The 18,909-nt window shown below is 73.6% G+C and carries 17 protein-coding genes and 1 tRNA gene; 10 read left to right on the forward strand and 8 right to left on the reverse strand.

All coding sequences use genetic code 11. The annotated features are described in order from the left end of the window. The first annotated feature begins 49 nt into the window (after window positions 1–49). The 3 genes from FE374_RS01740 to FE374_RS01750 all read left to right on the forward strand — a co-directional run bounded on the left by FE374_RS01740 (window position 50) and on the right by FE374_RS01750 (window position 2,115). Window positions 50–481, forward strand: a complete 432-nt coding sequence (locus tag FE374_RS01740; protein ID WP_139931227.1) for a nucleoside deaminase — start codon at window positions 50–52, stop codon at window positions 479–481. A gap of 121 nt (window positions 482–602) precedes the next feature. Then, entirely contained in the window at window positions 603–869 is a 267-nt protein-coding gene (locus FE374_RS01745) for an acylphosphatase (protein WP_139926962.1), read from the forward strand. 94 nt (window positions 870–963) lie between these two features. Next, the gene (locus tag FE374_RS01750) at window positions 964–2,115 is read left to right on the forward strand and encodes a cytochrome P450 (RefSeq protein ID WP_139926963.1); all 1,152 of its coding nucleotides are present in this window, start codon (window positions 964–966) and stop codon (window positions 2,113–2,115) included. Between the two features lie 111 nt (window positions 2,116–2,226). Here the strand turns inward: FE374_RS01750 and FE374_RS01755 are convergent, their stop codons facing one another. Together FE374_RS01755 and FE374_RS01760 are read right to left on the reverse strand one after the other, a co-directional pair. After that, entirely contained in the window at window positions 2,227–3,051 is an 825-nt protein-coding gene (locus FE374_RS01755; RefSeq protein WP_139931230.1) for an NAD-dependent protein deacetylase, read from the reverse strand. Between the two features lie 117 nt (window positions 3,052–3,168). Then, window positions 3,169–5,238: a multicopper oxidase family protein gene (locus tag FE374_RS01760; RefSeq protein ID WP_139926964.1), complete on the reverse strand. Its 2,070-nt coding sequence runs from the start codon at window positions 5,236–5,238 to the stop codon at window positions 3,169–3,171. A gap of 177 nt (window positions 5,239–5,415) precedes the next feature. Here FE374_RS01760 and FE374_RS01765 point away from each other — a divergent pair, with 177 nt between their 5' ends. After that, on the forward strand, window positions 5,416–6,555 hold the full coding sequence (locus tag FE374_RS01765; RefSeq protein WP_139926965.1) for an FAD-dependent oxidoreductase: 1,140 nt from the start codon (window positions 5,416–5,418) through the stop codon (window positions 6,553–6,555). Window positions 6,556–6,558: 3 nt separating this feature from the next. Here the strand turns inward: FE374_RS01765 and FE374_RS01770 are convergent, their stop codons facing one another. Then, window positions 6,559–7,140, reverse strand: coding sequence for a protoglobin domain-containing protein (locus tag FE374_RS01770; protein WP_139926966.1), 582 nt, complete (start codon window positions 7,138–7,140; stop codon window positions 6,559–6,561). A gap of 167 nt (window positions 7,141–7,307) precedes the next feature. On the opposite strand from FE374_RS01770, the gene FE374_RS01775 reads away from it, so the two are divergent. Further along, window positions 7,308–7,393 (forward strand) — tRNA-Ser (locus FE374_RS01775). Between the two features lie 60 nt (window positions 7,394–7,453). Here the strand turns inward: FE374_RS01775 and FE374_RS01780 are convergent. Together FE374_RS01780 and FE374_RS01785 are read right to left on the reverse strand one after the other, a co-directional pair. Beyond that, a complete protein-coding gene (locus FE374_RS01780; protein ID WP_139926967.1) occupies window positions 7,454–8,707 on the reverse strand; it encodes an MFS transporter in 1,254 nt (417 codons plus the stop codon). Next, window positions 8,704–9,597, reverse strand: coding sequence for an HAD-IIB family hydrolase (locus FE374_RS01785; RefSeq protein WP_139926968.1), 894 nt, complete (start codon window positions 9,595–9,597; stop codon window positions 8,704–8,706). Before FE374_RS01785 ends, FE374_RS01780 begins: the two co-directional genes overlap by 4 nt. 149 nt (window positions 9,598–9,746) lie before the next feature. Between FE374_RS01785 and FE374_RS01790 the strand changes: the two genes are divergently transcribed. The 3 genes from FE374_RS01790 to FE374_RS01800 are packed head-to-tail and all read left to right on the forward strand — an operon-like array spanning window position 9,747 to window position 12,255. Next, complete coding sequence (locus FE374_RS01790) at window positions 9,747–10,709, forward strand: zinc-dependent alcohol dehydrogenase (RefSeq protein WP_139926969.1); 963 nt, start codon at window positions 9,747–9,749, stop codon at window positions 10,707–10,709. Between the two features lie 8 nt (window positions 10,710–10,717). Beyond that, on the forward strand, window positions 10,718–11,095 hold the full coding sequence (locus tag FE374_RS01795; RefSeq protein ID WP_139926970.1) for a 6-pyruvoyl trahydropterin synthase family protein: 378 nt from the start codon (window positions 10,718–10,720) through the stop codon (window positions 11,093–11,095). Further along, a complete protein-coding gene (locus tag FE374_RS01800; RefSeq protein WP_139926971.1) occupies window positions 11,092–12,255 on the forward strand; it encodes a glycosyltransferase family 4 protein in 1,164 nt (387 codons plus the stop codon). The genes FE374_RS01795 and FE374_RS01800 overlap by 4 nt, the downstream gene beginning before the upstream one ends. A 159-nt stretch (window positions 12,256–12,414) precedes the next feature. Here FE374_RS01800 and ribA read toward each other — a convergent pair whose 3' ends face one another. The 3 genes from ribA to FE374_RS01815 all read right to left on the reverse strand — a co-directional run bounded on the left by ribA (window position 12,415) and on the right by FE374_RS01815 (window position 15,056). Then, window positions 12,415–13,788 carry a GTP cyclohydrolase II gene (gene ribA / locus FE374_RS20155; protein WP_139926972.1) on the reverse strand — a complete coding sequence of 458 codons (1,374 nt, stop codon included), beginning with the start codon at window positions 13,786–13,788 and terminating at the stop codon, window positions 12,415–12,417. A 121-nt stretch (window positions 13,789–13,909) separates the two neighbouring features. Next, window positions 13,910–14,644, reverse strand: a complete 735-nt coding sequence (locus tag FE374_RS01810) for a glutamine amidotransferase (protein ID WP_139926973.1) — start codon at window positions 14,642–14,644, stop codon at window positions 13,910–13,912. 85 nt (window positions 14,645–14,729) lie between these two features. After that, entirely contained in the window at window positions 14,730–15,056 is a 327-nt protein-coding gene (locus FE374_RS01815; RefSeq protein WP_139926974.1) for a hypothetical protein, read from the reverse strand. A gap of 99 nt (window positions 15,057–15,155) precedes the next feature. Between FE374_RS01815 and FE374_RS01820 the strand changes: the two genes are divergently transcribed. After that, complete coding sequence (locus FE374_RS01820; RefSeq protein ID WP_230978422.1) at window positions 15,156–16,526, forward strand: uracil-xanthine permease family protein; 1,371 nt, start codon at window positions 15,156–15,158, stop codon at window positions 16,524–16,526. 120 nt (window positions 16,527–16,646) lie between these two features. Beyond that, entirely contained in the window at window positions 16,647–18,833 is a 2,187-nt protein-coding gene (locus FE374_RS01825) for an HNH endonuclease signature motif containing protein (RefSeq protein ID WP_139926975.1), read from the forward strand. The last annotated feature ends 76 nt before the right edge of the window (window positions 18,834–18,909 follow it).

The raw sequence follows: 18,909 nt of genomic DNA on the forward strand, positions 1-18,909 counted from the left end.
CGCCCGCCCCTCGTCCTCCCGCCTCGTGAGCGACGACGTCGACGCCGCGATGGTCCGCGCCCTCGACCTCGCCCGCGACGCGCTGACCAGCGACGACGTCCCCGTGGGGGCGGTGGTCCTCGGCCCCGACGGCGCCGAGATCGGCAGCGGCCGCAACCGCCGCGAGGCCGACGGCGATCCCACCGCGCACGCCGAGATCCTCGCTCTGCGCCAGGCCGCGACCACGCTGGGCACCTGGCGGCTGGAGGGCTGCACGCTGGTGGTCACCCTCGAGCCGTGCACCATGTGCGCCGGCGCGATCGTCCTCGCTCGGGTCGGCCGGGTGGTGCTCGGGGCGTGGGACCCCAAGGCCGGTGCGACGGGCTCGGTGCGCGACGTCGTCCGCGACTCCCGGCTCAACCATCGTGTCGAGGTGGTCGCCGGGCTGCGCGAGGTGGAGGCAGCGGCGCTGCTGCGGGAGTTCTTCGCCGAGCGGCGGTAGTTCGCCAAGAGTCGAGCGGTGGTGTTGCGGCGTGCGCCACTCGAGGATCGTGCGGGGGTCGGCCGTCGGTGGGCACTGGCATCCCGGGCGCGGGCGACCAGGTCCCGGCACACTGGGAGCCGTGATCCGCCGTCGCCTCATCGTCCACGGGCTGGTCCACGGCGTGGGCTACCGCTACTCCTGCCAGCTGCAGGCCGAGCGTCTCGGCGTGCGCGGCTGGGCCGCCAACCGTGACGACGGCACCGTCGAGGTGGTCCTGGAGGGTGAGCCGGGTCCGGTGGCGGAGATGATGGCGTGGCTCGAGCGCGGCCCGCGCCACGCGGACGTGACGCGGGTGGAGGTCGGCGAGGAGACGCCGGAGGGGGCGGTCGGCTTCGACACCTTCTGAGCGCCGGCAGGACCCTTGTTACCGTCGGAGCGCGCCGTAGTCGATGACGGGATCGTCAGGTGCGCGACTGAACCGTCAGGGAGGACCACCAACCATGACCGAACCGCAGGAGATCGACTGGGACCCCCGGTCCGCGCCGGTGCTCAAGGATCAGATCGCCGCCTACGACGAGATGCGCGGGCGCTGCCCCGTCGCCCACAGCGAGTACGGCAACTGGTCCGTCTTCCGGCACGACGACGTCGTGCGGATCCTCGACGACCACGAGACGTTCAGCAACGTCGTCTCCACCCACCTGTCGGTGCCCAACGGCATGGACCCGCCCCAGCACACACCCTTCCGCGCGATCAACGACAAGTACTTCACCGCCGAGGCGATGGCGGCGTTCGAGCCCGCGTGCCGGGCCATCTCGCGCGAGCTGGTCGCCGCGTTGCCGCGCGGCGAGGTCGAGCTCATGGCCGACCTCGCCGAGGACTTCGCCAACCACATCCAGTGCGCCTTCATGGGGTGGCCGGACTCCCTGCGCGAGCCGCTGCGGCTGTGGACGGAGAGGAACCACCAGGCCACGCTCGCGATGGACCGGGCGGCGATGTCCGCCGTCGCGGTGGAGTTCGACGGCTACATCCGTGAGCAGCTCCAGGTGCGTCGCGCGGCCGGCGCCGGCGCCCCCGACGACAACACCACCCGGCTCCTCGCCGAGACCGTCGACGGCCGGCCGCTCAGCGACGAGGAGATCGTCTCCCTGGTGCGGAACTGGACCGTCGGCGAGCTGGGCACCATCGCCGCCTCGGTCGGCATCATTGCCCACCACCTCGCCGCGCACCCCGAGGTGCAGCAGCGGCTACGGGACGACCCGGCGTCGATCGAGCGCGCCACCGACGAGATTCTCCGCATGCACGCCCCGCTGATCGCGAACCGGCGCCGCACCACCAAGCCCGTGACGATTGCCGGGCGGGACATCCCCGAGGGCGAGCGCGTCATGGTCCTGTGGGCGTCCGCCAACCGCGACGAGACCGTTTTCGGGGACCCGGACGAGTTCCGGCTCGACCGTGACCCCGCGGAGAACCTGCTCTATGGCCGCGGTGTCCACGTGTGCCCGGGCGCGCCTCTGGCCCGGCTGGAGCTGCGGGTGCTGCTGGAGGAGCTGCTCGCCGGCCCCACGCGGATCGAGACGGTGGACGGCAAGGACCCCGAGAATGCCGCCTACCCGGGCAGCGGGTACTCCTGGCTGCCGCTGCGGATCAGCTGACCCCCGTTTTTACATGCGGCGAGATGTCATCTTCTCCCCGAGGTCAACGATCTCGCGGGGAGGAGATGACATGTCGTGGAGGAGATGACATCTCGGGGGGGGGGTGAGCGCCTAGGCGGGGGAGGTCAGGGCTGCCGCCAGGGCGGTGAGCGTCTCCGAGGTACCCGCCTCGACCTTGACCGTGGCCAGCTCGTCCCCGCGAGTGGCGCCGCGGTTGACGATCACGACCGGCTTGCCCGCCTTCGCGGCGTGCCGCACGAACCGCAGCCCGCTCATCACGGCCAACGACGAGCCGGCCACGAGCAGCGCCCCGCCGTCGTCCACCAGCTCGTACGCGGCGGCCACCCTGGCCTTGGGCACGTTCTCGCCGAAGTAGACGATGTTCGGCTTGAGCATCCCGCCGCACCGCTCGCACGCGGCCACCGCGAAGCCCTCGGTGGACCCGATGACGGCGTCCGCGTCGGGGGCGATCTCGACGTCGGCGACGGCGCGGACCCGCTCCGTGAACCCCGGGTTGAGCGCGCTGAGCCGCTCGTGCATCTGGGCGCGGGTGATCACCGTCCCGCAGCTCAGGCACACGACCTCGTTGTAGTGCCCGTGCAGGTCGATCACCCGCCGGGACCCGGCCGCCTGGTGGAGCAGGTCGACGTTCTGCGTGATGACCCCGACGACGACGCCGCCGGCCTCCAGCCGGGCCAGCGCCCGGTGCCCGGCGTTGGCCTCGGCCCGGCGCAGGTGGCGCCAGCCGATGTGGTTGCGGGCCCAGTAGTGCCGGCGGAAGCCTTCGTCGCCGACGAACTGCTGGTAGGTCATCGGGTTCCGCGGTGGGGAGTCCGGGCCGCGGTAGTCGGGGATGCCGGAGTCGGTGGAGATTCCCGCACCTGTGAGGACGGCGAGGCGCCGGCCCCGCAGTGCGGAGACGAGCTCCGCCGGCATGGCGGTGGGGTCGACGTCGGTGCGCCGGCCGCCGGCGCGCTCGGTCTCGGCTGCGGTCACCCGTCGAGGGTACGTGGCAAGGGCCCGGGTACGCGTTGGCCCGGGTACGCGTTCCGGTCAGTGGCCGCCGTGGTCGTCCATCGGCTGACCGGCCTGCGGTGGGCCGATCCGGTACGGGCGCATCATCTCGTTGTCCTCGTGCTCGAGGATGTGGCAGTGCCAGACGAACTGGCCGGCGGTCTCGAACCGCATCCGCACGCGGGTGACCTCCCCCGGGTAGGCGATGACGGTGTCCTTGAATCCCACCTCCCACGGCTCCCGCGGCCGGGGCTCTGACCCCGGTGCGACGGCGACCGTGCCGGCCGCCTCGTCGATCACGACCGGCTGGCGGTCGAGCACCTGGAAGGCGACCTCGTGGATGTGGATGGGGTGTGCGTCTCCGGTGGTGTTGTACAGCTCCCAGGTCTCGGTCGCCCCGAGCGTCGGTGTCTGGGTGGGCGCGTCGGCCCACTCCTCGGCCACCCAGCGGCCGTCCTCCTCGACGCGGCCGAGCAGGGCCTCGACGGGCGAGTCGTCGAAGTCCTGCGACATCATCTCGATCAGGGCGAGCTTGCGTACCGGGGCCGGGGGCAGCGGCGTGATCGCCGGCAGGACGAGGTGCTCGGGCGGTGTGGTCCGGTCCCGGCCAAGGGCGCGGCGCACCCGGATCTGCATGACCCGTCCGGTGGTCTCGGGGTCGGCAGCAGGGAAGTCGTCGCCCGGCTCGCCACCGCCGAACGGCTCGTCGGGGCCGAGGTTGCCGAGCACGTGGTTGCCCACGGGGACGGCGGTGAAGTCGACGACGACGTCGGCCCGCTCGGCGGGCGCGAGGAGCAACCGGCCGCGGTGAGCCCCGCTGAGGTCTACCGGGGCGGCGAGGAATCCGCCGTCGGATCCGATCTGCGCCACACGGACGCCGGGGATCTGGGAGAAGTCGAGGATGAGGAACCGGGAGTTGCAGCCGTTGAGCAGACGGAACCGGTACCTGCGCTGCTCGACGTCGAGGTAGGGCCAGGTGCGGCCGTTGACGATCAGGGTGTTGCCGAAGAACTCGGGGTTCCAGATCGGCGAGAGGTCGCTGTGCGGCAGGTACGCCCGCTCCTGCCCGTCGAAGAACGCGCGGGTGTCCGGGTAGAACAGCGACCCGTCGGCGTCGAAGGAGCGGTCCTGGATCACCAGCGGGATCTCGAGGTACCGCCGGTCCGACGCCGGGGGCTCGTGGCCCGGGGCCGGCCCGGGCAGCACCGCGCGCCGCCCGGTGCGGGCGTCGCGGACGGCGTCGTCGCCGTCGGGCCCGCCGCGGATGAGGTAGAAGCCGGCCGGGCCGGCGTAGACGTTCACCCGCGTCATGCCCAGGGTGTGGTCGTGGAACCACAGCGTGCGCGCGCGTCGGATATTGGGGTACTGCGCGGTGGCCGTGCCGGGCGCCCACGGCATGCCCATCGCGGCGGCCTTGCTGGCGAAGAAGTCGTACCAGGTGCCCACGCGCGCATGATCCGCAGGCACGTCGGTCGCGGTGGGCAGGAACCAGGCTTCCGGGTAGCCGTCGGACTCGTCACCCACGGCGCCCGCGCCGTGCAGGTGGGTGACCATCGGGACGGGGCCGCGGTAGGGGGCCGGGGTCTCCGCGAAGGCGGGTTCGGTGTCGCGCCCGCCCGTGCCGCCGGGCGGGTTGGCCCAGTGCAGCGTGGGGTCCACCGGCAGCAGGTGGGGCCGGAACCGGCCGCCGGCGTCGACCAGCTCGTTGACCCAGGTCACCCGCACCGGCCGGCCCCACTCGGCCTCGATCGTCAGGCTCGGTGCATGGTGGAGGGCCCGCTTCTGCCCGCCGCGCGCCACCGGTCCGTAGCCCCACAACGTGGTCGGCGGTAGGCCGGCCGGCAGCACCTGCTGCGCGAACTGCCGCATCGAGATCACGTAGTGGTCGATGCGCTTCCCGCCCTTCGTGCGCACGGTGCCGCTGCGCGGCATCGCCGGCGGGACGACCAGCGCGCTCGCGAACTTCGGGATCGATGCCGGGTCGAGCGTCCCGCCCGGCAGCACCGCCGTGGCGGGCACCTCCACGGCGACGGCGCGGCCGCCCACCGTGCTCAGCAGGAACAGGCCAAAACCGGCGCCCCCCGCCCGCAGGACGGAGCGGCGGCTCATCGTCGCGAGAGTATGCGTCTGAGGTGTGTCAGGCATGTGCCCTCCTCTGGCTCCGCAGCGCCGCGGTGTTCCCATGGTGCTCGGGTGCCGGCGCGCGTCAAGACCCCCACGCTGGTGACGCGGCCTCGCTCCGGCCGCGTGACCAGGCATGAGTGCGCCGATGGATACGCTTCCGGCATGCGCTGCGTGGTGGTGGGGGCCGGAGCCTGGGGCCTGCCGGCGGCGGCCGAGCTGGTCGGCCGCGGGCACGACGTCGTCCTGCTGGACCGGTACGGCGTGGGGAACCCACTGAGCTCGTCCTCCGGCCCGACGCGGCTGTGGCGCCTGACCCATCCCGACGCTGCCCGCGTCCGGCTTGGCCTGCGCAGCGTCGAGGCCATGGAGCGCCTGGCCGCCCGCAGCGGCCGGGAGGTCTTCCTGCGCCGCGGTCTGCTCTGGCGCGACGACGTCACCGTCCCGGCGGTCACCGCCGCGCTGGCGAGCGAGAGCGTCGCGCACGACCTCGTCGAGCCCGACGACGTCGCCCGGTTCTTCCCCGGCCTGCGCCCCGACGGGCGCCCGGCGGTGTGGCAGCAGGAGGCCGGGCCCGTCCTGGCCGCCGAGTCGCTGCGCGCACAGGCGGGTCTGTTCGACGCCGCGGGCGGCGAGCTCGTCACCGGTGCCGTGGTGGCCGAGGTGGTGCCACGCAGCCAGGGCGTGCGCGTGGTGTGCGAGGACGGCCGCACGTTCGACGCCGACACCGTGGTCCTCGCGCCCGGTCCCGGCGCCGGGCGGCTGCTCGCGGGCCTGGGGGTCGACCTGCCCCTGCGGCCACGCCTGGAGCAGGTGGTCCATGTCGGGGACCCGGCGGCGCCCCGCGCGGCGGACGACTTCCCGTGCCTGTTCGACGGACCCCGCGAGGCAGAGCCCGGGATCTACGCCATGCCGACACCCGGCGTGGGCTACAAGCTGGGCCTGGACCGGCCGGTGCGCGACCTGCGCCCGGGCGACCTGGACCGCACCCCGGACGCCGACCTCGTGGCCGAGACCGTCGCGCGGGTGCGTCGCGACCTCACCGCGCTCACCCCGAACGCCCTCGACGCGCAGGTGTGCTCCTGGACGCTCTCACCGGACGGGCGCTTCGTCCTCGACACCCTCCCGGGCGGCGTCGTCGTCGCGTGCGGGGACTCGGGGGAGGGCTTCAAGTTCTCCGCCCTGATGGGCACGGTGCTCGCCGACCTCGCCGAGGGGCGCACCCCGGACGACGACGTCGCGAGCTTCTCGTTGGCCCGCTTCGCCGACGGCACGGTCGTCAACGAGCACGTGCTGGGCCGCTGAGCCTCACCACAGCGCGGTCGCGTACGGGCGCGACCACAGGGCGACCTGCATGATCACCGACTTGCGCCAGGCCTCGTGCATGGCGTCGACGTCGGCCGCGGGGGTGTCCCCCTTGGCGAGGAAGTCCCGCACGGTGGCCGTGATGGGGTAGATCAGAGCGATGAGGTAGCGCAGCGGCACGTAGGGCACCGAGGTGACACCGTCGGTCTTGTTCTTCTTCTCCGGCGTGTGGCGCTCGGCAATCTCCTCCTGGTAGGCGAGCCAGACGTCGTCGTAGGGGCGGGCGCAGGTGTCGCGGATCCACTGGCCGAAGCGGCCGCGCACGCGTTCGAGGTAGGCGGTGACCGGTTCGCCCTCCGGGGTGGAGAAGTCGGCTAGCAGGTGCGGGTTGGCGCCGACGAAGCCGTACCAGACGTCGAGGACGTCTTCCACCTGGCCGCCGAGGACCTCACCCGCCCGGCGCAGGGCGGCCTCGTCCTCGGGGCCGAAGAGCACCGACCGCTTGAGCAGCTCGAGCTCCTCCCGGGTCACCGGTGAGGGCTTGACCTCGCCGTAGTCGTAGCCCGCGATCGTTGTCTCGCCCATGGTGTCCTCCCGCGTCGTCGCGACGCCCTCACGGTAATCGCGGCGCGCCGTCGGTGGAACGCCCGATCGGGGGGCACGGCTGAGCCGGGGCATCGGTGGAGCGTGACCGGTGCCACTGCGGGCCGGTTTGGGGAGGTCTCCGGCGGGCAGGTAGCATCGCACGGCGAGGTAGCGTGTCCGAGCGGCCTAAGGAGCACGCCTCGAAAGCGTGTGAGGTTAACAGCCTCCGTGGGTTCAAATCCCACCGCTACCGCCGAGCCGAACGGCCCGCACCCGGGATACCGGGCGCGGGCCGTTCGCTTGTCTCCGGCCCTCAGCGCCGCGACCGCCGCGGCACCAGCCACCCACCCAGCCCCAGCATCCCCAGCCCGGCCACGACCACGGTGAGCAGCCCTGCCCGCAGCCCGGCGGCGTCGGCGATGATGCCGACCACCGGTGGGGACAGCAGGAACCCGACCCGCAGCAGCCAGCTCACCACGGTCAGGCCCGCGCCCGCCGGCAGGCCGGGCAGCTCGTCGGCCGCGTGCATGGCGGCCGGCACGAGGGTGGCCACGCCCAGACCGGCCAGGGCGAACCCTGCGAGCGTGGTGCCCACCGTCGGCCACGCCAGTGCCAGCCCCATCCCCGCCGCGACGAGCACCCCGCCGGCGCGTACCACCGCAGCGGTGCCGAAGCGGTCGACGGCGCGGTCGCCGGTGAGCCGGCCGACCGTCATCGCGACCGACAGCGCCACGAAGCCCAAGCCAGCCGTGATGGCGTCGGCGCCGAGGTCGCCGGAGAGGTAGACGGCGGCCCAGGAGCTGCCCGCGTCCTCGACCAGGGCACCGCAGGCTGCGAGCACGCCCAGCACGGCCAGCGCCGCCACGGCGGCCCGTGGCACCCGGCCGGCCCACCGGCGCCAGCCGCGTGCAGCGGGGACGGGTGGCTCGATGACGGCGGAGGCGTTCGGGTCGGCAACGGTTGCCGGTACCCGCTCGGCGTCCTCCGGCCCAGGAAGCAGGAACCTGTACGCAACCAGCGCCACGGCGGCGAAGATCGCAGCCGCCACGGACAGGTGCGCCACCAGCGGCACCTGAAGACCCGCCGCGGCCGCACCCATCAGCCCGCCTGTGACGCTGCCGATGCTCCACACCCCGTGGAAGGAGTTGACGATCGAGCGCCCGTACAGCCGCTGCACCCGCAGCCCGTGCGCGTTCTGCGCGACGTCCACGAGGGCGTCCACCGCCCCGCCCATGAGGAGGACGACGGCGAGCAGCGCCGCCGTCGGCGCGAAGCCGATGCCCAGGATCGCCGCGGCGAGGAGCACGATGCCCAGCGCGGCGACGCGGGAGGAGCGGAACCGGCCGATGAGGGCCGCCGCGAAGAGGCCCCCGACGAGGGCACCGAGCGGGAAACCCGCCAGGACGGTGCCGTACGCGGCGTTGCTCAGGCCCAGCTCGGCCTTGATCTGCGGGTAGCGCGGGATGACGTTGGCGAACAGTGCCCCGTTGGTGAAGAACAGGGCGGCGACGGCGAGCCGCGCCTGTCGGGCCCGGTCGGGGACCGGGCTGTCGGAGACGGCACTCACCGGGCGTGCCCGGCGTGCCCCGGTTGCCCGGCGTGGCCCGGTTGCCCGGCGTGGCCCGCGACGTCCCGCGAGGCGGCGGCGCGGGCGGCGAGCAGGGCCTCGACGAACGCGGCCGCGGCGTCGTCGCCGTGGTGACCGATGTGGAGCCGCGCGACGGCCTTGACCGGTTCGCGGGCGTTGTCCATGGCCACCGGCCACCCCACCTGGGAGAGCCACGGGACGTCGTTCTCGCCGTCGCCCAGGCCGGCCACCTGGGAGGGCTCGATGCCGAGGCGGTGCAGGATCGCGGCCAGCGCCACCCACTTGTCGGCGCCCGCGGGGCCCAGCTCGAAGACGTTGTCCATCGAGCGCACGGCGCGGGGGAAGGCGGCGCGCACAGCGTCGTCGAGCTCGTCCAGGCGCTCGGTGGCGCCGAAGAGCATGGCCTTGGTGACGCCGTCGAGCGGCAGCTCGCGGAGCGGGACCTTGCGGGTGACGGAGTCCGGGTGGACGGCGACGAGGTAGTCGTAGGCGAGGCTGTCCTCGCCGACCACCATGTCCGTGGCGGTGAACACCAGCGGCTCGACGTCGGCGGCGAGGGCGAACGCGACGAGCGACTCGACGTCCTGGGCGGCCATGACGGCGGTGTGCAGCGGCTCGGCCTGCCGGGTGTCCACCGCGACGGCGCCGTTGGAGGCGATCACGTACCCGTCGATGCCGGCGGCGGTGAGGACCTCGACTGCGGCGTCGACGATGCGGCCGGTGACGACGATGGGCTCGACGCCCGCGGCGTCGAGCGCGGCCAGCGCGCGCAGCGTGCGGGGGCTCACCATGTGGTCGGCGCCGGCCAGGGTGCCGTCGACGTCGAACGCGATCGCGCGCACGTCGAGGAGCTCGGCGGGCAGGTGCATGCCCCCCACGGTAACCGGCGGCAGTCACTGCGCCGGGTGCCGGCGCCCACCCGCGCCGCAGGGTGCGCAACGTCACCGCGTGCCGCGGCGCAGGGCAGCGGGCCGTCGTCCCGACGTGCGGCAGCGGCCGGGCACGACAGAATCGGTCCATGTGGAGCGCGTATTGGACGACGGCGCCCGGCCGGGGCGAGCTCCGCACGGAGCCCGCTCGCGAGCCCGGGCCGGGGGAGGCGCTGGTGCGCACGCTGCGCTCCGGGATCAGCCGCGGCACCGAGCTGCTGGTGCACCGCGGCGAGGTCCCGCCGCAGGTCGCCGACACCATGCGCGCCCCGTTCCAGGCCGGTGACCTGCCCGGCCCGGTCAAGTACGGCTACCTCTCGGTCGGTCTCGTGGAGGCAGGGCCGGCCGACCTGGTGGGTCGCCGGGTGTTCTGCCTGTACCCGCACCAGGACCGTTATGTCGTCCCCGCCTCGGCGCTCACCCCCGTGCCCGACGGCGTCCCCACCGACCGCGCCGTCCTCGCCGGCACCGTGGAGACCGCCGTCAACGCGGTCTGGGACGCCGCACCTCGGCTGGGCGACCGGGTCGCCGTCGTCGGCGCCGGCATGGTCGGCGGCACGGTCGCCGCGCTGCTGCGGACCTTCCCCCTCGACCGGCTCCAGCTGGTCGACCCCAACCCCGCCCGTGCCGAGCTCGCGGCCGCCCTGGGCGTGACCTGGCGCCATCCGGACGACGCCGCCGACGGCTGCGACGTCGTCGTGCACTGCTCCGCCACCGAGGAAGGCCTGGGCCGGGGCCTCGAGCTGCTCGGCGACGAGGGCGAGCTGATCGAGCTGTCCTGGTACGGCACGCGCGAGCCCCGCGTCCCGCTCGGGGCCGGCTTCCACGCCCGCCGCCTGACGGTCCGAGCCAGCCAGGTAGGCGCCGTCGCCGTCGCGCGCCGGGCGCGCCGCACCCCCGCCGACCGGCTCGCGCTGGCGCTGCGCCTGCTCGCCGACCCGGCCTTCGACGCGTTCCTCACCGGCCGCTCCGCCTTCGCCGACCTGCCCGCCACGATGACCGCCCTGGCCGACGACCCGGCCGCACTGTGCCACCTGGTGACCTACCCCTGAGGAGCCGTATGTACCGCCTGACCGTGCGCGACCACATGATGGTGGCCCACTCCCTGCCGCACCCCGCCTTCGGACCGGCCCAGCAGCTGCACGGCGCCACGTTCGTCGTCGAGCTGACCTTCCTGCGCGCGGAGCTGGGGGAGGAGGCGATCGTCATCGACATCGGGGAGGCCACCACCCTGCTGCGCGAGGCGCTGGCGGATCTGGACTACTCCAACCTCGACGACCACCCCGACCTGGCCGGGGTGCTCACGACCACCGAGACGCTGGCGCGAGTGGTCGCCGATCGGGTAGCTGCCCGGCTGCCTGGCGGCCGCTACGCGGGCCTGGAGGTGACCTTGCGCGAGCACCCCGACGCCTGGGCCACGTACTCCCTCGACCTGTGACGCGCCTGGCGCTGGTCACCTGGACGGCTCGCGAGCCGTCCGGCGGCAACACCTTCAACCGCGAGCTGGTCGATGCGCTGCGCGCCGGGGGAGCGGACGTCACCATCCGCGCCGTGCCGGGCGAGTGGCCGACGGCGGCGCCTGCCGACCGTGCGGTGCTTGCCGCAGAGCTGGCCGCTGCGCGCGCCCGGGACGAGACGGTACTTGTCGACGCGATCGTGGCCTGCGGGGCGCCGGCCGAGGTGGGTGCGGCCGTCGCGGCCGGGACCACGGTGGCAGTGCTGCTGCACATGCTGCCCTCCGACGTCGCCGGGCTGGCCGTGGCGGAGCGGCAACGGCGGGCCGCGGCGGAGGCCGCCGCGCTGCGGGCGGCTTCGGTGGTGATCTGCCCGAGCAGCGCCGCGGCAGAGGACCTCGTGCGCCGCTACGGCGTGCGGGCGCACGTGGCCGCGCCGGGAACCCGGCCCGTACCGCCGGCCGCGGGGACCCGGCCGCCCGCACCGCCGGCCGTGGGAACCCGGCCGCCCGCACCGCCGGAGCTCATGGCGCTGGCCAACCTCGTCCCCGGCAAGGACCAAGTCACCCTGGTGCGTGCGCTGGCCCAGGTCCGCGACCTCGCCTGGACCGCGCGCCTCGTGGGCGCCACGGGCGTGGACCCCGCCTACACGGCGGTGGTGCGCGGCGAGATCGCGGCGGCGGGACTGACGGACCGGGTGACACTCACCGGGGCGAAGGTTGGTGCGGCGCTGGAGGCCGAGTGGGCACGCACGGACCTGCTCGTGCTGTCGTCCCGGTCGGAGACATTTGGTCTGGTAGTGCTCGAGGCGCTCGCCCACGGGGTGCCCGCCGTGGTGCCGGCGGGGACGGGAGCGGTCGAGGCGCTGGCGTCCGGCTCAGTGGGAGCGGGAGGTCTCAGCGGACGGGCGCCGGACGGGGCCGTGCCGCCGGGCCGGGCCGTGGCGACCGACCCAGCCGAGCCGCCGGGCCGGGCCGTGCCCCCGGGCGACCCCGACGCGCTCGCGGCCACGTTCCGGGAGTGGTTGACCTCGCCGCCCCTGCGTGACGCGTGGGCCGCCGCCGCTCGGGAGCGACGCGGCCGGCTGCCCGGCTGGGACGTCACAGCCGCGCAGGTCCTCGCGGCGCTGGCACAGCCAATGTGAGCCGGTGCGGCACGGGCTCCACCCCTCGGTCGAGCACCGGGCACGCCCACGGGCCAATGACATCTCCCGGAGAAGATGACTTCTCACTGAGAAGACGACATCTCCCGGAGAAGATGACATCTCGCGGGAAGGGGCGGGGGCGTGCGGGGCGGTGCGGGGTCAGGCGGCGCGGACCGCCGTGAGGTCGAACTCGGTGCAGATGTCGGGACCGAGCACGAACCGGCGCACCGGCGCCGAGAGCGCGTCGGCGAGGCGGTCCGAGCCCGTGAACCGGATGCCTGGCACGCCGTCGCCGATGAGCACAGGCGCCGTCGTGAGGAAGAGCCGGTCGAGCAGCCCGCCGGCGAGAAAGGCCGAGACCGTGCGGCCGCCGCCCTCGACGAGCACCCGTCCCAGCCCGCGGCGGTGCATCTCGGCGAGGACCTCCGCCGGTGCGAAGCCGTCCGGGCCGGCCATCAGCCGAACCACCTCTACGTGCGCCGCGAGCCCGGCCGGCACGGCGGTGCCCGCTGCCACGCACCACAGGGTGGGGGCGTCGGCCTCGCGCAGCAGGCGACTGTCGGCCGGGATGCGGCCCCGCGGGTCGAGCACCACCCGCACGGGCGACCTGCCGGGCACGTCCCGCACGGTCAGCCGTGGATCGTCCGCGACCACCGTGGCGGCGCCGACCACCACGGCGTCGACGAGGGCGCGCAGCCGGTGCAGGTGCTCACGGTCCTCGGAGCCGGTGACGAACTCGGCGTCGCCGGTGCGGGCGGCGATGAAGCCGTCGGCGCTCTGGCCGAGCTGGGCGATCGTCAGCCGGGCCCCGGTCGCCACGAGCGGTCCGTAGCGGTCGAGCAGGACGGCGTCGGGGCCGGACGCCCGGGCCGGCACGCGGCCCGCGGTCAGCTCGGTCCAGGTGTCCGTGGCCGGCACGGGGTCATGCCGCATCCTCAGGCGCTTGGTCGTGAGGTAGAAGGCGTTCTCCGGGCGGTCGGCCACCGGCAGGCTCTGCCGGGCGACAACCTCGATCCCCAGCTCGGTCAGCCGCTCGGTCTTGTCGGGGTTGGAGGACAGCAGCCGGATGCGGGTGGCCCCGAGGTCGCGCAGGATCGCCGCGGCGTCGGCGTAGTCTCGCGCGTCCGCCGGGTAGCCGAGCCGCAGGTTTGCGTCCACTGTGTCCACCCCGGAGTCCTGCAGTGCGTACGCGTGGAGCTTCGCGAGCAGGCCGATGCCCCGGCCTTCGTGGCCGCGCATGTAGACGAGCACCCCGCGGCCCTCGCGGCTGATCTCCCGTAGCGCCGCGTCGAGCTGCTCGCCGCAGTCGCAGCGGCGCGAGCCCAGTGCGTCCCCGGTCAGGCACTCGGAGTGCACCCGCACGAGAGGGGCGAGCTCGTCCAGCGTGCCCCCGGCGACGTCCCCCAGGACGAGAGCCACATGGCCGAGCCCGCCTGCGCCGTCGTAGCCGAGCATGCGGAACGTGCCGTGCTCGGTGGGCAGGGACGTGACGACCGCTCGGCTCGTGAGGGTCGTAACTTCCGCGTCAGTCATCCGCACAGATTGGCACACGCACCCGCGATGAGCAGCGCGATGACTGCTCGTGCCGCCTTGCCGGGCCAGGCAGCGCCCCTCCGCGCGCCGCAAGCCGGGCCAGGCAGCGCCCCTCCGCTGCTCAGTCCCGTGCGTAGCGGGCGACGAAGTTGCGCAGCACCCGGAACGGCATGTCCACCTGCGAGTCACGGCAGGCGCGCTCGACGGCCTCTTGCTCGCCGGGCGGGAAGTAGCCGGCGTCGCGGTAGATCTGGACACGCTCGAGCAGCCCCATGACGTCCAGCTCGGGGTGGAACTGGGTGCCGTAGAGGTTGTCCTTGATCCGGAACATCTGCACCGGGCAGGCCGCAGAGGTGGCGAGCAGCACGGCGCCCTCGGGCATCGAGGTCATGGCCTCCTTGTGGCCCACGAAGGCTTGGAACCGGCGCGGCATGCCGGCCAGGAGCGGGTCCGCGGCACCGTCGTCGGTCACCTCGATCCACGGGGCGCCGATGTTCTCGGCGTAGGTGCCGTCGATGGTCGCGCCCTGGTGCCGGCCGAGGGTACCGACCCCGTAGCAGGCGCCGAGGAAGGGATAGTCCTCGGCGACGACGACATCGAGCAGGCCGGCGAGCTCGGCCTCCACCCTTCGCTGGGTGTCGCTCTTGTGCTCAACCGGGATGGACCCCGTGTAGGGACTGCCGCCGACGAAGATGCCGGAGTAGTCGGCCAGCGACACCGGCGGCATCGGTGCCGAGTCCAGCCGCACGCGCACGAGGTCACGCTCGGTCAGGCCGCCGTAGCGCAGGAAGGCCCGGTACTCGCTGTCGGCGGCGGCGTCCTCGGGCCGCGTCGCCAGGAGCAGGAAGGGTCTCACCTGGGCAGGGTAGCCAGACCGGGCCGTCCGGGCGGGCCGGGACCGCCGTCCGGGACGACGGCGAGCGCCCGGCGGTAGAACCGGCTCACCGGCCGCTCCCGGCGACTACTGCGGCGGCGAGGAGCAGCCACAGCGCCGTCATCGCGTACCCCAGCGCCAGCCCGGCGAGCGCGAACCCCCGGCTGCCCCGGGCGCGGCCGGGCACTGCCCCTGCCATGGCCCGACCCGTCCCGGTCGCGGACCGACCGCGGCGCAGGGCCACATGACCGCACACCACTGCTGCCACGCCAAGGCCCGGGACGACGGCGAGCAGCCCCAGGGCGAGCGCGGCGACGGCCACCGGGTCCAGCGGCGCCTCGGCCGGCGGGGGAGCGACCGGCCCTCCGGGGGTGCTCTCGGGAGTGCTCTCCATCGGTGCCTCCTGCCGCCAGGATGACACGCGGCGCGGTCGGGGTCCGCGCCGTGGCTACTCTTGCCACCCGAGCCGGCCCCTCGATCACGTGGGCGCAGGGTGAACGAGCATCGGGAGGTCGCCGTGGGCGTAGAGGCAAGAAGATTCGCTGGCTGGAAGCTGCACGGCGACGGGCGGCACATCAGCCCCGGTACCGTCGTCGCCCCTGACGAGCGGCTGAGCTGGCCCGCCACCATCGGCATCGGCGCACAGCACGTGGTGGCCATGTTCGGGGCGACGTTCCTCGTCCCGCTCATCACCAACTTCGACCCCGCCACCACCTTGTTCTTCTCGGCGGTCGGCACCCTGCTCTTCCTCGTCATCACCGGCGGGCGGGTGCCGAGCTACCTCGGGTCGAGCTTCGCCTTCATCGCACCCATCGCCGCGGCATCCAACCTGTTCGGCCAATCCTCCGCGCTGGGCGGCATCATCTCCGTCGGCGTGCTACTCGCGATCGTCGGCCTGGTGGTCCACTTCGCCGGGGCGAAATGGATCGACATCGTCATGCCGCCCACCGTCACGGGGACGATCGTCGCGCTCATCGGTTTTAACCTGGCCCCAGAGGCGTGGAACAACGTCAAGCTCGCGCCGCTCACCGCAGTGGTGACCATCGCATCTATCGTCCTGATCACCGTGCTCTTCCGCGGCCTGGTCGGCCGGCTGTCGATCCTGCTCGGCGTCCTCATCGGCTACGCCACCGCCGCGATCCGCGGTGAGGTGGAGTTCGACGCCGTTCGCGACGCCCCCTGGTTCGGTCTGCCCGACTTCACCGCACCGACCTTCGAGCCCGCCACCCTGGGGCTGTTCCTGCCCGTGGTGCTCGTCCTGATCGCCGAGAACGTCGGCCACGTCAAGTCCGTCGCCGCGATGACGGGCCAGAACCTCGACGACGTCACCGGGCGGGCACTGTTCGCCGACGGGGTCGCCACCGTGCTCGCCGGCTCCGGCGGTGGCTCCGGCACCACGACCTACGCGGAGAACATCGGCGTCATGGCCGCGACCCGCGTCTACTCGTCCGCGGCGTACCTGGTGGCGGGCCTGGTGGCGTTCCTGCTGAGTATGTCGCCAAAGTTCGGCGCCGTCGTCGCGACGATCCCGGCCGGGGTGCTCGGTGGGGCCGCGACCGTGCTCTACGGGATGATCGGCATGCTGGGCGTGCGCATCTGGGTGCAGAACCGGGTGAACTTCTCTGACCCGGTCAACCTCAACACCGCCGCCATCGCCCTGGTGATCGGGATCGCGAACTTCACCTGGGTGGTCGGCGACATGCGCTTCGAGGGCATCGCGCTCGGCTCGGCCGCCGCGCTGCTGATCTATCACGTCATGCGCCAGATCGCGCGGGCCCGCGGCACGAGCCAGGAGGCTGCGTCCCCGGCGTCGGCGCCCGCGGGCACGGAGCTCGAGGAGGGCTCGTTGCGCCGCGAGCAGTGAGGAACCGAAGCCGGGGCTGAGCCGAAGCGGGGCAAGTGTCAGTTTGTTCCCTCTCGTTACATATCCCCAGATCACGGCGGCGCCGAGGGCAATGTCAGTGGTCGCGGATAGCGTCGTTTCATGGTCAAGGACGACGGCGTGAGCGGGGCGGGTGGCGCGGTGGCGTTGGCCTTTCCCTCGGTCCGCGTCGTGGAGTCCGGCGGCACGTTGATGGTGCACCTGTCGGTGCCCGAGGCGGCGTTGGGAACGGCGGCCGCTGAGGTCGCCGTGGACATGACCGAGCTGGTGCTTTCCGCGCCGTGGTGGGACCGGTACGAGGAGCTCGCCGCAGCGGCCGCGACAGCCAGCGCCGCGGTCAGCGACACCGCCGCGGCGAGCGGCCCGGCCGCCGCCTCCGACACCGTCGCGTTTACCGCCGAGTCTCCGTCCGCGGACGCATCCGCATCAGCGGACGCGGACGGGGCCGGCTGGTTCGCCGACCTCGACACCCGTTCGAGCGACGGCGACCCGGTAGCCGGCCACCGCTCCGGCCCGGGCGAGGCGTCCGCGCTGGGTCAGCCCGGCCCGGCCGCCGCGGGGCTCGACTTCGTCGCCAGTTCTGGCCCGGTTGTCGGCGATGACCTGGGCGCCGACAACGCCGACGCGGTGCCGGAGGGCCTAGAGGCGGAGGTGGAGGACCCGCCGGGGGTGCGTGAGGAGTGGGAGTCGGGGTACGGGCTGACGTCGGCGCCGGCGGTCTTCCTCGAACGCCTCGCCCCGGGTGGGCGGTTGGCCTCGGTGCTGGGCGGGATGTGCGTCGGTGACGCGGACGACGCCACGATCGTCGAGGCGATCGCCGGCGCGGAGCGGTTGGCGTCGTGGGCGATGGCCGTCCAGGCCCGCGCGGTGCGTGAGCTGACCGACCGGCGGGGCCCGACCTCCCTGGCCCTGACCAGTGCCGGCGCGGAGATCTCCGCCCGGTTGGGCATCACCGGTTACGCCGGGCAGGCCAAGGTCCACTTCGCTGCCGGGCTGGACCTGTTCCCCGAGGTCGCCGACGCCCTGACCACCGGCCGGATCGACAAACGCAAGGCCGACGTGCTCCTCAACCGTGAGGACGGGCTGTCCGTGGCCGACCACCGCAAGGTCGTCGCCGACATCCTCGGCGTGCCGATCCGCACCCACCTCCACCCCGACCACCCCACCACCGACACCGACACCGACACCGCCGGTGCCGGCGCCGGCGCCGGTGGCGGCGGCGACCAGCCGGATTCGGACACCGCCGACACCACCGCCACCCCTGACCAGGACGCCACACAGGCGGATGCGGTCACAGACGGCGACGCCATCGACACGGACACGGACACCGCCGACGCGGACGCCGCGGACGCCGATGCCGATGTCGATGCCGACGTGGAGGGTGCGGAGGCGGTGGCGGTGACGTTGGGGGTGGAGGACCTGACCGGGTCGCAGCTACGTGATCTTCTGCGTTGGGCGGCGGTGGATGCCGGTGGTGTCGACGCCGCGACCAAACGCCGGGAGAAGGCCTTCGCCGACCGCCATGTGCGGTTCGAGCCCGCCCCGGAGAACATGGCGTGGGTCTCGGCGTTCATCCGCGCCGACCAGGCCGGGGCCACCCGGATCTGTCTCGACGCCCTCGCCCACGCGGCCAAGGGCCCCAACGACCTCGACACCCGCACCCTGGACCAACGCCGCGCCGACGTCTTCACCGACCTGTTCACCACCGTGCTCACCCGCGGCGTCGACCTCGACGGCCACGAGCTCCCCACCTACCACGGGGTCAAACCCCAGATCCAGGTCACCATGGCCGCCCCCACCCTCCTGGGCCTGGACGACGAACCCGCCCAGCTCGGCGGGTACGGCCCCATCCCCGCCGACCTCGCCCGCGAGATCGCCCAGGACGGCACCTGGCGTGGCCTGTTCACCGACGCCACCGGCTGCTTCCGCGCCCTGGGGTCGAAGAAGTACCGCCCCGGCGCGGACCTGACCCGCCAGGTCATCGCCCGCGACATCCAATGCACCTTCCCCGGCTGCCGCCAACCCGCGTGGAAGGCCGACCTGGACCACATCGCGTCCTACGACCCCGCGATCGCCGAGCTGATCGAGCAGACCACCAAGATCCGCCTGCAGGCCCTGTGCCGGCGCCACCACAACCTCAAGACCAACAAATGGTGGACCGCCACCCGCGAGGAGACCACCGGCAACATCATCTGGACCGCCCTGACCGGGCACACCTACATCCGACCACCGCCCAAACCCCTCGGCAAACGCCTCCCCCCACCCAGCGACGACGACCCGCCCTACTAACACCGACCCGGGGCCACGGCCCCGGGTCGGGATTCTCCCGACTCCGTTCCCGCGGCGGTCGATCAGCAGCCGCGCA

It is taken from the genome of Georgenia yuyongxinii (assembly GCF_006352065.1).
Lineage (GTDB): Bacteria > Actinomycetota > Actinomycetes > Actinomycetales > Actinomycetaceae > Georgenia > Georgenia yuyongxinii.

Bases quoted from the DNA above. Each gene is read 5' to 3' on its own strand.
- FE374_RS01770 (WP_139926966.1), bottom strand. From the start codon at position 7,140: ATGGGCGAGACAACGATCGCGGGCTACGACTACGGCGAGGTCAAGCCC.
- FE374_RS01795 (WP_139926970.1), top strand. From the start codon at position 10,718: ATGTACCGCCTGACCGTGCGCGACCACATGATGGTGGCCCACTCCCTG.
- FE374_RS01760 (WP_139926964.1), bottom strand. From the start codon at position 5,238: ATGAGCCGCCGCTCCGTCCTGCGGGCGGGGGGCGCCGGTTTTGGCCTG.
- ribA (WP_139926972.1), bottom strand. From the start codon at position 13,788: ATGACTGACGCGGAAGTTACGACCCTCACGAGCCGAGCGGTCGTCACG.
- FE374_RS01740 (WP_139931227.1), top strand. From the start codon at position 50: ATGGTCCGCGCCCTCGACCTCGCCCGCGACGCGCTGACCAGCGACGAC.
- FE374_RS01825 (WP_139926975.1), top strand. From the start codon at position 16,647: ATGGTCAAGGACGACGGCGTGAGCGGGGCGGGTGGCGCGGTGGCGTTG.
- FE374_RS01815 (WP_139926974.1), bottom strand. From the start codon at position 15,056: ATGGAGAGCACTCCCGAGAGCACCCCCGGAGGGCCGGTCGCTCCCCCG.
- FE374_RS01790 (WP_139926969.1), top strand. From the start codon at position 9,747: ATGTGGAGCGCGTATTGGACGACGGCGCCCGGCCGGGGCGAGCTCCGC.
- FE374_RS01765 (WP_139926965.1), top strand. From the start codon at position 5,416: ATGCGCTGCGTGGTGGTGGGGGCCGGAGCCTGGGGCCTGCCGGCGGCG.
- FE374_RS01755 (WP_139931230.1), bottom strand. From the start codon at position 3,051: ATGCCGGCGGAGCTCGTCTCCGCACTGCGGGGCCGGCGCCTCGCCGTC.
- FE374_RS01750 (WP_139926963.1), top strand. From the start codon at position 964: ATGACCGAACCGCAGGAGATCGACTGGGACCCCCGGTCCGCGCCGGTG.
- FE374_RS01785 (WP_139926968.1), bottom strand. From the start codon at position 9,597: ATGCACCTGCCCGCCGAGCTCCTCGACGTGCGCGCGATCGCGTTCGAC.